Consider the following 11,841-nt stretch of genomic DNA (forward strand, 5'->3'; position numbering starts at 1 on the left):
CGAATCAGAACAGCCCGGGCGCCACTTGCGCCAGCAGCAGCTTGCGCACGGGCGCGGGCACGCCCACCTCATCCAGTGCATCCAGGGAAACCCAGCGGCGGCCGGCCGCTCCGGGCTCGGCTGCCGCGTCCCTGACCGCCGTGGCCGCTGGCATGTCGACGCGCACCGCGCGGATCAGCAGGCGGAAATGCGTGAAGACATGGGTCAACTCCCCGGAGAAGACAGCGCGCGTGGGCGCGCCATGGCTGCGGGCATATTCCAGCGCTGCGTACTCTGCGTGCTCGGGATCGAAGGGCACGGTGGTCACGGGTAATTCAGGCAGGCTCCACAGGCCGCCCCAGATGCCGCTGTCCGGGCGCAGCGTCAGCAGGATCTCGCGCCCGCGCCGCAGCAGCAGCATCACCGTGCTGCGCTCGGGCAGGGCCGCGCGCGGCTTGGGACTGGGCAGCACGCCGGTCAGCCCGTCGCGCCGGGCCACGCAGGCATCCGACAGCGGGCAGGCACCGGCATCGGACAGGCAGGCCGGCTTGCCGCGCGAGCAAACGGTGGCGCCCAGGTCCATCAGGCCCTGGGTGTAGGACACCATGTCGCGGTCCTGGCCCGGGCCGGCCGGCGGCAGTGCAGCCTCGGCAAGCCGCCACATGCGCGACTCGATCGCCTTCTCGCCCGGATGCCCGTGGATGCCGAAGAAGCGCGCGAACACGCGCTTGACGTTGCCGTCCAAGATGGGCGAACGCACGCCGGCGCTGAAGGCCGCGATCGCCGCCGCAGTGGAACGGCCGATACCGGGCAGCGTGACAAGGACGGCCGGGTCGGTCGGGAAACACCCCTGGTGCTCGGCCACCACCTGGCGCGCGCACTGGTGCAGATTGCGCGCGCGCGAGTAGTAGCCCAGCCCGGCCCACAGCGCCATCACTTCGTCGGCCGGCGCATCGGCCAGCGCCTGCACCGTCGGCAAGCGCGTCACGAAGCGCTGGAAGTAGTCGATCACGGCGCTGACCTGGGTCTGCTGCAGCATGATCTCCGACAGCCAGATCCGATACGCGTCGCGCGTGTTCTGCCAGGGCAGGTCATGGCGTCCGTGCGCGCGCTGCCAGTTCACCACGCGCATGCCGAAATCGTCGGGCACCTGGGGATCGGGGGTTTCGGTGGGGACAGCAGTGGCAGGCTTGCGGGGCATGGCGAAGAACGGGGACAGCGGGGAATAGCGTGGGATAGCGAGGGACAGCGGGCATGCCGCTCGCCGGCCGCGCCTGCCAGGCTGGCAGATGCGGCGGCCTTGATGCGGCGGACTTCACGGCCGCCACATGATACAGCCTGCGCCCGCCCGCTGCGCTCAGGCTGCCTGCACGCTCACTGCATCCGTCGCCTCCGGCTGCGGTACGTGCTGCGCATAGTAGGCGATGCGTCCGCTGCGCTCATCCAGGCCGTTGAGCACCTCCTCGAGCTGGGCGATGCGGTTCTCCAGCGTGTCGGTGGCCTCGTGGATGCGCTCGATCGAATCGACGCGGCGGCGCAGCTGCTTCTGGTGCTCGCGCACTTGCGCCTCGAGCGGCGTCATCACGGACTTGAGCCAGATCTCGATGTCACGGTTCAGGTCGCGGAAAGAGTCGAGCACACGGCTGGCGATCGTCGCGAAGGCGCTCTGCACCAGTTGCGGACGCGAGCGCGTCAGCATGCTGACCGGGCCGAAGTGGCTGTTCGCCAGCGCCAGGATGTCCTGCAGCTCACTTGCGTAGCGGGCGGTCAGGAACTGGATCGGCGCAGGCAGCGTGAAGCCGTGCTCGGCATTGAAGCGGCGGTACATGCCGTCGGTGAGCTGATGCAGCTCGACGATGCGGCCATTGGCATCGTTCACCAGCGCATTCAGGCGCCCGAACAACGCCTCCATCTCGTCGCGCAGGCCGCGCGAAAAGAAGCGCTCCTTCATCTGCTCGCGCGCGCCGCGCATGATGGCGCGCACGTCGCGCAACTGCAGGCTCTTGATGATCTCGGCGCTGTGGCGGCCGAAGACCATCCGCAAGGCCTGGAACTTGGCGATGCTCTGCTCGAATTCATCCTTCTCCGCCTGCACGCGCAGCAGCATGTGCTTGACCATCGCGTGGTTCTTGCCGCGCAGGCCGCGCAACTCGAACAGCTGCTCGACGATGTCGCGGCGCCGGACCTGCAGCAGTTGCTGCGCGCCGCGCGCCATCTCCTGCACCGAGCGCTCGACCTGCTCGGCGGCGATCTCGCGCCGTTGCGGGATCAACTGCTCGGACAGCACCTGCTCGAAGCGCGGAATGCCGCTGCGCGCGAGCAGCACCTCGTCGTGCGTGACCTTGGCCACCAACCCCTTCTGTGCCGACACCGGATAGACGCGGTCTTCGCCGATGCCCAGCACCTTGGCGCTGCTGCGGATCTGGCGCGCGATTTCCTGCTCGGTCTGCTCGGCGGTGCGCAGCGGATCCCACAGGCCGTCGATCTTGTTGAGCACCGCCAGGCAGCCCTTGCGGTGGCCCGCGGCGACGTGGCTGCGCCACAGTTCCAGGTCGCTCTTGGTCACGCCGGCGTCGGCCGCCAGCACGAACACCACCACATGCGCGTCGGGGATCAGCCGCAGCGTCAGCTCCGGCTCGGTGCCGATGGCGTTGAGCCCCGGCGTGTCGAGGATCACCAGGCCCTGGCGCAGCAGCGGATGCGGGAAGTTGATCACGGCATGGCGCCAGCGCGAGATCTCGACCGTACCGTCGGCGCTGACCGTGCAGGCGGCATCGGGATCGTCCTCGTGGTACAGCCCGAGCGACTCGGCCACGGCACGTGTCACGTGAATGGTCTCGACCACGTGCTGGAAGGCAGCCAGCATGCCCTCCGGCGAGGAGGGATCGAGCGGCACCGTGTGCCAGTGCGAGGTCCCCGCGCCGGCTTCGAGGAAGTCGGCGGTGGAAGCGTCCTGCAGCCGCGTCTCGATGGGCAGCAGGCGGATGCATGGCGCCTCCTGCTCGTCGTAGCGCAGCTCGGTCGGGCACATGGTCGTGCGGCCGGCGGACGAAGGCAGGATGCGGCGGCCATAGTCGGCGAAGAAAATGGCGTTGATCAGCTCGCTCTTGCCGCGCGAGAACTCGGCGATGAAGGCAACCTTCAGCCGGTCGCTCCTGAGCACGTTCTGGATGCGCTGCACGCGCTCTTCGGCCTGTGCGTCATACAGGTCGCACTGCTGCAGCCACGACTGGAATTCGGCCAGGGCGGTCAACACCCCGGTCCTCCAGGCGCCATATTGTTCGAATTGATGGGCGAGAGTCGTCGTCATTGGGCTGGCTCGACTTGATGTCCACTGAGGGTGTCCGCATCGCGCCCCCCGGCGCGTACGGATACCTTTTTGTAACACTCTATGACAGAGCACACGATACATGTTTCCGGCGGCAATTTGTGGATTTCCCGGCAGGCGAGATAAGACTGTTGCGCCGCGCCATCGCCACCTCATTGCTACCCCATTGCCGCCCCGCTTGCGGCCGGTCGGCAGTCCGGATGGCCGCGGCCGGTGTGTCTGATACGCTACCCCGCGCGATCCGGGCGGCTCATCGCTGGCAATGTGGGCAGTAGAAGGTGGAGCGCTGGCCCTGCACGATCTGCCGGATCGGCGTGCCGCAGGTCCGGCAGGGCTTGCCGGCGCGATCATAGACGCAGCAGTCGAGCTGAAAATAACCGCTCGAGCCATCACTGCCGACGAAGTCGCGCAGGGTGCTGCCACCGCGCGCGATCGCCTCGGCCAGGATCTCGCGCACGGCCACGGCAAGCCGTTCGCAGCGCGCCAGGCTCAGCCTGCCGGCGGGCGTGGACGGGCGGATACCGGCACGGAACAGGCTTTCCGAGGCGTAGATATTGCCCACGCCGACGACGATATCGCCGGCCAGCAGCACCGTCTTGATGGCCGCGGTGCGCCCACGCGTATGCCGGTGCAGCCAGGCGCCATCGAAGCCGGCGTCGAAGGGCTCGATGCCCAGGCCGCGCAGCAGCGGGTGGCCCGGCAGTTCCGCCTCGGGCAGCGGGCTCCACAGCACCGCGCCGAAACGGCGCGGATCGCGAAAGCGCAGCACCAGCGGGCCGCCCGGCTGTGCGCCATCGCCGGCAGCCAGTTCGAGGTCGACATGGTCGTGCGGCCCCGGGGGCGGCGCGTCGGGCAGCACACGCAGGGTGCCGGTCATGCCGAGGTGAATGATGAGCCAGCCGCTGTCGGGCGCCGCCCCCGAATTTCCGGGAGCCGGTGGCGCGATACACTCCAACAGCAGGTACTTGCCCCGGCGCTCGATGCGGCGGACCTCGCGGCCCGCCAGCAGCGCCTCCAGCCCCGGTTCCACCGGCCAGCGCAGGCCCCGGTGGCGTACCGTCACCGCAGCGATGCGCCGCCCCGTCACATGGGGCAGCAAACCGCGCCGGGTCACTTCGACCTCCGGCAACTCGGGCATCGAACCTCTCCTTCCGCCAGCGTTCCAATGGATGTTCGCGTACAGCGCCAGTGCAGGCCGCAATGGCGGCGCACAGCATGTCTGCTCGCCGGCATGCACGCAAGCCAGGCATTGTAGCGGCACGCTACAATGCCTTTTACAAATTTCATCCTCACCGAGTGCCGGAGCTCACCTCAATATGTCGGACCGCCAGGACCGTTACCAGATCGACTCCACGCCTCCCGCTCTCGCAGGCGCTGCCCGGAACAGCGGGCCGCGCGCGCAACCTGCCCGACAGGCGCTGCGGCGAGCCTTGATGCTCGGCACGGCCGCCGTGCTCGGCCTGGCCGGGGCCGCCCATGCCGCACCCGCCGCACCCGCCGCCGGCCGACAGGCCGATGAGCAGGCTGCCGCGCAGCGCGCTGCCCGGGCGATGCTGCCCTCGGTACCGCTGAGCTCGGACATTTTCTACCGCGTGCTGGCGGCCGAGATCTCGATGCAACGCGGCCTGATCGGGCCAGCCTACCGCACCTACCTCGACCTGGCGCGCGATACGCGCGACCCGCGCTTCGCACAGCGTGCCACGGAGATCGCCTTCAATGCGCGCCTGTCGCAACAGGCACTCGATGCCGCGCGCCTCTGGACCGACTTGGCGCCGCGCTCCGCGAGCGCACGGCAGGTGCTGTCCATCCTGCTGGTGCTGAGCGGCCGCTGGGACGATGCCGAGCCGCTGCTGGCGCACGAACTGGCAGAAACGCCCGCGGCCCAGCGTCCGGATGCCATCCTGCAGCTGCAGCAGCAACTGTCGCGCACCAGCGACCCGGCCGGCGCGGCCGCCCTGCTGCAGCGCCTGACGGCCGGTGACGCCCGCCTGCCGGAAACGCACCTGGCGCTGGCGCGCGCCCGGGAAGTGGCCGGCGACGTGCCCGGCGCGCTCACCGCGCTGGACGAGGCCCTGCGCCTGCGACCCAATTACGAGGCGGCCGCGCTGATGGCTGCCGAGCTGCGCGCCGACTCGTCGCCCGACGCCGCGATCGCCGGTCTGCAGCACTTCATTGCCAAGACACCCGGTTCGATCAACGGGCACATCATGCTGGCGCGCCTGTACCTGCAGCGCGGCGAGACCGCGCAGGCGCGCAAGGAATTCGAGACCCTGCGCGCCATCGCCCCTAACGATCCCCGCGTGCCGCTGGCGCTCGGCCTGACCAGCCTGCAGGCCAAGCGCTACGACGAGGCCGAGCAATACCTGAAGGAGTACCTGGGCCTGGTCCAGTCGCTGCCCGGTGCCAGCCCCGACATCGCCTACCAGTACCTCGCCGAGATCGCCGAGCAGCGCAAGGACTACCAGGGCGCGCTCAACTGGCTCGACCGCATCGACGACAGCCGCCTGGAGACGGCCGTCGCCGTCAAGCGCGCCCAGTTGCTCGGGCGCATGGGCAAGCTCGACGAGGCCGAAGCCGTGTTCGGCGACATGATCGCCGATGCCGAGGATATCGCCGACCCGGGCCAGCGCGCCCAACGCATGGCCGCGATCCGCCAGACCGAGATCGCGATGCTGCTCGACGTCAAGGCCTATGACCGTGCCCGCAAGGCGCTCAACGAGCGCATCGCGGCCGAGCCCGACAACGCCGACTGGATCTACGAGCTGGCCATGCTCGACGAGCGCGAGAAGCGCTATGACAGCATGGAGAAGGGCCTGCGCAAGGTGATCGCGCTGCTGCCCGACCAGAAGCTCGGCTACAACGCGCTGGGCTATTCGCTGGCCGACCGCAACCAGCGGCTGCCCGAGGCGCTCAAGCTGCTGGAGAAGGCCACCGAACTCGGCCCCGACGATCCCTACATCATGGATAGCCTGGGCTGGGTCAAGTTCAGGATGGGCCAGCTGCAGCCCGCCGTCGTACTGCTCAAGACCGCCTATGCCAAGGCGCCGGGGGCCGAGATCGGCGCGCACCTGGGTGAGGTGCTGTGGCAGCTCGGCCAGCGCGACGAGGCCCGCAAGACCTGGGGCGAGGCCGCCAAGACCGAGCCCGACAACGAAGTCCTGATCGATACACTGCGCCGCTACAACGTGACGCTGTCCAAGTAATCCAATCCGGCCCCGCCGGTCCCGCCCCGGACCGGCGGCCTGCGCCACCCGCGTGGGCCTGCCCATGACCACATGCTCCGATCCCGCCTCGCCCTCGCCTGCCTGCTCGTGCCGCTCTGGCTCGCAGGTTGTGCCAGCCTCGCGCCGAGCCGCAGCTTCGATGCCGAGACTGCCCAGCTGCGCGAATACAGCGGCCGCTTCGCCGCCAACTACGTACGCTACGGCCGCGAAGAAGGCGTGACGGGCAGCTTCCGCTGGCAGGAGCAGGGCCGCAATGTGCGGCTCGACCTGATCTCGCCGCTCGGCCAGACGCTGGCCATCGTCACGGCCACGCCGTCGGGCGCCACGCTCGACCTCCCCAACCAGCCGCCGCGCAACGCGCCCGAGGTGGACTCTCTGCTGGAGGACGCGCTCGGCTTCTCACTGCCAGTCACGGGATTGCGCGACTGGCTGCATGCCCGCCCGGCCCGTGGCCGCCCCGCCGCCGCCACGCGCGACGAGCAAGGACGCCTGTCCACCCTGCAGCAGGATGGCTGGACTGTCCGCTACGTTTCCTGGCAGGATGCGGCCGTCGCCGCGCCGGCGGCCGCGCTGCCGCGCCGTATCGACCTGGCCAGGGACGGCGGCGACCACCCGCTTTCCGTGCGCCTGGTACTCGACCCCGAAAACAAGCCATGAACCTTGCCCTGCCGCCCGCCGAGCTGCGCGACTGTCCCGCGCCGGCGAAGCTCAACCTGTTCCTGCACGTCACGGGCCGACGCCCGGACGGCTACCACACGCTGCAGACCGCCTTCCAGCTGGTCGACTGGAACGACACGCTGCACTTCCTGCGCCGCGACGACGGTGCCGTCATGCGCACCACCGAGATCGCCGGCGTCCCCGCCGAATCCGACCTGGTGGTGCGCGCGGCGCGCCTGCTGCAACAGGCCACCGGCACGCGCTTCGGCGTGGAGATCGCCGTCGACAAGCGCTTGCCGATGGGCGGCGGCATCGGCGGCGGCTCGTCCGACGCAGCCACCACGCTGCTCGCACTGAATCGGCTGTGGGGGCTGGACCTGCCGCGTGCGGAATTGATGCGGCTGGGCCTGGCGCTCGGCGCCGACGTGCCCTTCTTCCTCTTCGGCGAAAATGCCTTCGCTGAAGGCGTAGGCGAGCAATTAAGCCCGATCGCGCTGCCGGAAAGCTGGTTCGTGATCATCCATCCGAAGCAGCACGTGCCGACTGCCGCGATTTTTTCGGATGAGCGCTTGACAAGGAATACACCCATCTCCATAATTGCGGTCTTCGCTGCTTGTGAAAACAAATTCGCTTTCGGTCGCAACGACCTGGAAGCGGTAGCAACAGCGAAGTTCGGCGAGGTCGCCAGAGCCCTTGAATGGCTGAGACAATACAGTCCCCATGCAAGGATGACCGGCTCCGGAGCCTGCGTGTTTGCGCGTTATACTGACGCGTCGACTGCGCAGCAGGTCCTGGAACGGTTGCCGCCCGAGTGGGACGGCAGGTGTGTGAGAAGTCTGGCACAACACCCGCTCGCAGCGTTCGCGAAGTAAGTTTTTCGTTCGGCGTGGCACGCTGTTGGTGCGACGAAGAACGGGCCCGGTTGTGTAGGGGAGTCGCCAAGTCGGTTAAGGCACCGGATTTTGATTCCGGCATTCGAGGGTTCGATTCCTTCCTCCCCTGCCATTAGATCCCTACCGTGTCCTCGCGGATCCGGTTTGTAGGGGAGTCGCCAAGTCGGTTAAGGCACCGGATTTTGATTCCGGCATTCGAGGGTTCGAATCCTTCCTCCCCTGCCATTACATTCCTATAGTGTCCCCACGGACCCGCAAGACTGACTGCCGGCACTGGCCGACAGCAACTCCTTTCCCTCCCCAGCAGCAAGACAGGTGCCCCGAATGAGCAGCGAAGGCTTGATGGTATTTACCGGCAACGCCAACCCCAAACTCGCGGAGGCTGTCGTACAGCACCTCGGCATTCCGCTGGGCAAGGCATTGGTGGGCCGTTTCTCGGACGGCGAAGTCCAGGTCGAGATCCAGGAAAACGTGCGCGGCAAGCACGTCATCGTTCTGCAGTCGACCTGCGCGCCGACCAACGACAACCTGATGGAACTGATGGTGATGGTCGATGCGCTCAAGCGCGCCTCGGCACGCAGCATCACCGCCGCCATGCCCTACTTCGGCTACGCCCGCCAGGACCGCCGCCCGCGCTCGGCGCGCGTGGCGATCTCGGCCAAGGTGGTGGCCAATATGCTGGAAGTCGCCGGCGTCGACCGCGTGCTGACGATGGACCTGCACGCCGACCAGATCCAGGGCTTCTTCGATATCCCGGTCGATAACATCTACGCTTCGCCGGTGCTGCTGGGCGACCTGCGCGAGAAGAACTACGGCGACCTGCTGGTGGTCTCGCCCGACGTCGGCGGCGTGGTGCGCGCGCGCGCGCTGGCCAAGCAGCTGAACTGCGACCTGGCCATCATCGACAAGCGCCGCCCCAAGGCCAATGTGGCCGAGGTGATGAACATCATCGGCGAAGTCGACGGCCGCAACTGCGTGATCATGGATGACATGATCGACACCGGCGGCACGCTGTGCAAGGCGGCCCAGGTGCTGAAGGAGCGCGGCGCCCAGCGCGTGTTCGCCTACTGCACGCACCCCGTGCTGTCCGGCGGCGCTGCTGCCCGCATCGCGGAATCGGCGCTGGACGAAGTGGTGGTGTGCGACACCATCCCCCTGCGCGACGATGCCCGCCAGACCGGCAAGATCCGCCAGCTGTCGACGGCGCCGCTGCTGGCCGAGACCTTCACCCGCATCGTCAAGGGCGACTCCATCATGTCGCTGTTTGCGGATTCCTGATAAAATTTAAAGCTTTGCTGCGTTTTCGGCATCTTTTTGCCGGAAACGTGGCGAAGACGATGCATCCGTTGCATCGGTCATTGGCAAACTCTCGCCGATGACCTTAACCAGGGCTGTCTGGTCGCGGACGGCCCTTCTTACTTTTGGAGCATTTCATGAAAGTCATCGCTTTCGAGCGTAGCGTACAGGGTACGGGTGCGAGCCGCCGCCTGCGCAATTCGGGCAAGACCCCCGGCATCATCTACGGCGGCGCCGCCGAACCAAAGATGATCGAACTCGATCACAACGCGCTGTGGCACGCCCTGAAGAAGGAAGCCTTCCACTCGTCGATCCTCGAGCTGGAAGTGGCTGGCAAGACCGAGAAGGCCCTGCTGCGCGCCTTCCAGATGCACCCGTTCAAGCCGATGGTACTGCACGTCGACTTCCAGCGCGTGTCGGCCACCGAGAAGATCCACGTGAAGGTGCCCCTGCACTTCATCAACCAGGAAACCGCTCCTGGCGTGAAGCTGGGCCACGGCATCGTCAACCACATCGCGAACGAACTGGAAGTGTCGTGCCTGCCGGCCGACCTGCCTGAGTTCATCGAAGTGGATCTGGGCAAGGCCGAACTGAACCAGACCCTGCACCTGTCGGACGTCACCCTGCCGAAGGGCGTGACCGCCATCACCCACGGTGACGAAAACCCGGCCATCGCCAGCATCACGCTGCCGGCCGGTGCCGCATCGGAAGCCGCCGAAGGCGGCGAAGCTGGCGAAACCCCGGCTGCCTAAGCTGTCAAAGGCAAGCCTGGCTGACGCCGGGAAGGTGTCGGGAAGGCGCGCCGGACGTGCTCCGGCGGCTTTCCCCGCCGCTTCCAGCAAGAAAACCGCCGGTGCCCGGCGGTTTTTTTTCGCGTATGCTTGGCGCCTGCCAGCCGGCAAGGCTGCCCTCCCGAACGCATTCCGAACCGTAGTACCGCTATCAGCATGATCAAGCTCATCGTCGGCCTCGGCAATCCCGGGGCGGAATACGAGGCCACCCGCCACAATGCGGGCTTCTGGCTGGTCGACCAGCTCGCCCGCCAGGGCGGCGCGACGCTGCGCGTGGAAGGCCGCTTCCACGGGCTGGCGGCGCGCGCGCGGCTGTGGGACCAGGACATCTGGCTGCTCAAGCCCTCCACCTTCATGAACCGCTCCGGCCTGTCAGTGGTCTCGCTGGCTCGCTTCTACAAGATCCTGCCCGACGAGATCCTGGTCGCGCACGATGAGATGGACCTGCCGCCGGGCTCGGTCAAGCTCAAGCGCGGCGGCGGCGCCGGCGGGCACAACGGGCTGAAGGACATCTCGGCCCACCTGACCACGCAGGACTACTGGCGCCTGCGCATCGGCGTGGGCCACCCGCGCAGCCAGAACGTGGCCAGCGGGCGCGAAGACGTGGTCAACTACGTGCTGAAACCGCCGCGCCGCGAGGAACAGCAGGCCATCGACGAATCCATCGACCGCTGCCTCGCACCGCTGGCGCTGCTGGCCAAGGGCGAGTCGGAACGCGCGATGATGGAGTTGCATACGGGCCGCTGATGGGCCCTGACACGCGCCGCGTGGCCCCAAAGAAAAACCCGCCTCTCGGCGGGTTTTTTCATGCGATGCAGGCAAGCGCCGCCTAGGTGGCGTGCTTGGCGGCCGTCAGCAGCCGATAGCGCTGCATCAACACTTCGTGCGATTCCACGCGGTTGGGGTCGCGCGGAATGCACGCGACCGGGCAGACCTGCTGGCACTGCGGCTCGTCGAAGTGCCCCACGCATTCGGTGCACTTATTGGGATCGATCTCGTAAATCTCCGGCCCCATCGAGATCGCTTCGTTCGGGCACTCGGGCTCACAAACGTCGCAGTTGATGCAGTCGTCGGTGATCATCAGCGCCATGGCATTTCCTCTGCAGCACGACGGACCCGCCGTGCTGGCCATGTCCGTCTCAAAATCGTATTTTATTCCGTCTTGCCGATCTTTTCCTGCAGCCAACGCTCGACCGAGGGAAAGACGAACTTGCTCACATCCCCGCCCAGCACGGCGATCTCGCGCACGAAGGTGCCGGAGATGAACTGGTACTGGTCCGAGGGCGTCAGGAACATGGTCTCGACGTCCGGCAGCAGATAGCGGTTCATGCCCGCCATCTGGAACTCGTACTCGAAGTCGGACACGGCGCGCAGGCCACGCACGATCACGCGCGCGTTGTTCTTGCGCACGAAGTCCTTGAGCAGCCCCGAGAAGCCTTCCACGCGCACATTGGGGTAGTGGCCCAGCACCTCACGAGCGATGCCGATGCGCTCGTCCAGCGCAAAGAACGGGCGCTTGTTGGGACTTTGGGCGACCCCCACCACCAGCTCGTCGAAGATGTTCGAGGCACGGCGCACGAGATCCTCGTGTCCCCGGGTCATGGGATCGAACGTGCCGGGATAGACCGCGACGACCATACTTCCTCCTTGTTCTGCCCGCTGCCGGCCCTGTC

11 protein-coding genes and 2 tRNA genes are annotated in these 11,841 nt (G+C 67.3%); 8 read left to right on the forward strand and 5 right to left on the reverse strand.

The genetic code is table 11. The features are described from left to right. Nucleotides 1–4: 4 nt before the first annotated feature. The 3 genes from mutY to mutM all read right to left on the reverse strand — a co-directional run bounded on the left by mutY (nt 5) and on the right by mutM (nt 4,445). Nucleotides 5–1,180, reverse strand: a complete 1,176-nt coding sequence (mutY, locus tag AC1Z3O_RS16130) for an A/G-specific adenine glycosylase (RefSeq protein ID WP_483516706.1) — start codon at nt 1,178–1,180, stop codon at nt 5–7. Nucleotides 1,181–1,336: 156 nt separating this feature from the next. Beyond that, complete coding sequence (locus AC1Z3O_RS16135; protein WP_483516707.1) at nt 1,337–3,289, reverse strand: dynamin family protein; 1,953 nt, start codon at nt 3,287–3,289, stop codon at nt 1,337–1,339. A gap of 268 nt (nt 3,290–3,557) precedes the next feature. Then, nucleotides 3,558–4,445, reverse strand: coding sequence for a bifunctional DNA-formamidopyrimidine glycosylase/DNA-(apurinic or apyrimidinic site) lyase (gene mutM / locus AC1Z3O_RS16140; RefSeq protein WP_483516708.1), 888 nt, complete (start codon nt 4,443–4,445; stop codon nt 3,558–3,560). 178 nt (nt 4,446–4,623) lie between these two features. Between mutM and AC1Z3O_RS16145 the strand changes: the two genes are divergently transcribed. The 8 genes from AC1Z3O_RS16145 (at nt 4,624) to pth (ending at nt 10,915) form a co-directional block, all read left to right on the forward strand. Continuing rightward, complete coding sequence (locus tag AC1Z3O_RS16145; RefSeq protein WP_483516709.1) at nt 4,624–6,510, forward strand: tetratricopeptide repeat protein; 1,887 nt, start codon at nt 4,624–4,626, stop codon at nt 6,508–6,510. Between the two features lie 72 nt (nt 6,511–6,582). Further along, nucleotides 6,583–7,188 (forward strand): lipoprotein insertase outer membrane protein LolB, encoded by a 606-nt coding sequence (gene lolB / locus AC1Z3O_RS16150; RefSeq protein ID WP_483516710.1) that lies wholly within the window; start codon nt 6,583–6,585, stop codon nt 7,186–7,188. After that, on the forward strand, nt 7,185–8,060 hold the full coding sequence (gene ispE, locus AC1Z3O_RS16155) for a 4-(cytidine 5'-diphospho)-2-C-methyl-D-erythritol kinase (RefSeq protein WP_483516711.1): 876 nt from the start codon (nt 7,185–7,187) through the stop codon (nt 8,058–8,060). The genes lolB and ispE overlap by 4 nt, the downstream gene beginning before the upstream one ends. A 56-nt stretch (nt 8,061–8,116) precedes the next feature. Then, nucleotides 8,117–8,193 (forward strand) — tRNA-Gln (locus AC1Z3O_RS16160). 36 nt (nt 8,194–8,229) lie between these two features. Continuing rightward, nucleotides 8,230–8,306 (forward strand) — tRNA-Gln (locus AC1Z3O_RS16165). 99 nt (nt 8,307–8,405) lie between these two features. Then, the gene (locus AC1Z3O_RS16170) at nt 8,406–9,359 is read left to right on the forward strand and encodes a ribose-phosphate pyrophosphokinase (protein ID WP_483516712.1); all 954 of its coding nucleotides are present in this window, start codon (nt 8,406–8,408) and stop codon (nt 9,357–9,359) included. Between the two features lie 155 nt (nt 9,360–9,514). Beyond that, entirely contained in the window at nt 9,515–10,129 is a 615-nt protein-coding gene (locus AC1Z3O_RS16175) for a 50S ribosomal protein L25/general stress protein Ctc (RefSeq protein ID WP_483516713.1), read from the forward strand. Between the two features lie 195 nt (nt 10,130–10,324). Continuing rightward, the gene (gene pth / locus AC1Z3O_RS16180; protein WP_483516714.1) at nt 10,325–10,915 is read left to right on the forward strand and encodes an aminoacyl-tRNA hydrolase; all 591 of its coding nucleotides are present in this window, start codon (nt 10,325–10,327) and stop codon (nt 10,913–10,915) included. Nucleotides 10,916–10,997: 82 nt separating this feature from the next. Here the strand turns inward: pth and AC1Z3O_RS16185 are convergent, their stop codons facing one another. Together AC1Z3O_RS16185 and coaD are read right to left on the reverse strand one after the other, a co-directional pair. Beyond that, entirely contained in the window at nt 10,998–11,258 is a 261-nt protein-coding gene (locus AC1Z3O_RS16185; protein WP_483516715.1) for a YfhL family 4Fe-4S dicluster ferredoxin, read from the reverse strand. 62 nt (nt 11,259–11,320) lie between these two features. Beyond that, nucleotides 11,321–11,806, reverse strand: a complete 486-nt coding sequence (coaD, locus tag AC1Z3O_RS16190; RefSeq protein WP_483516717.1) for a pantetheine-phosphate adenylyltransferase — start codon at nt 11,804–11,806, stop codon at nt 11,321–11,323. Nucleotides 11,807–11,841: the final 35 nt, after the last annotated feature.

This window comes from Cupriavidus sp. 09_S30 (genome assembly GCF_056930435.1).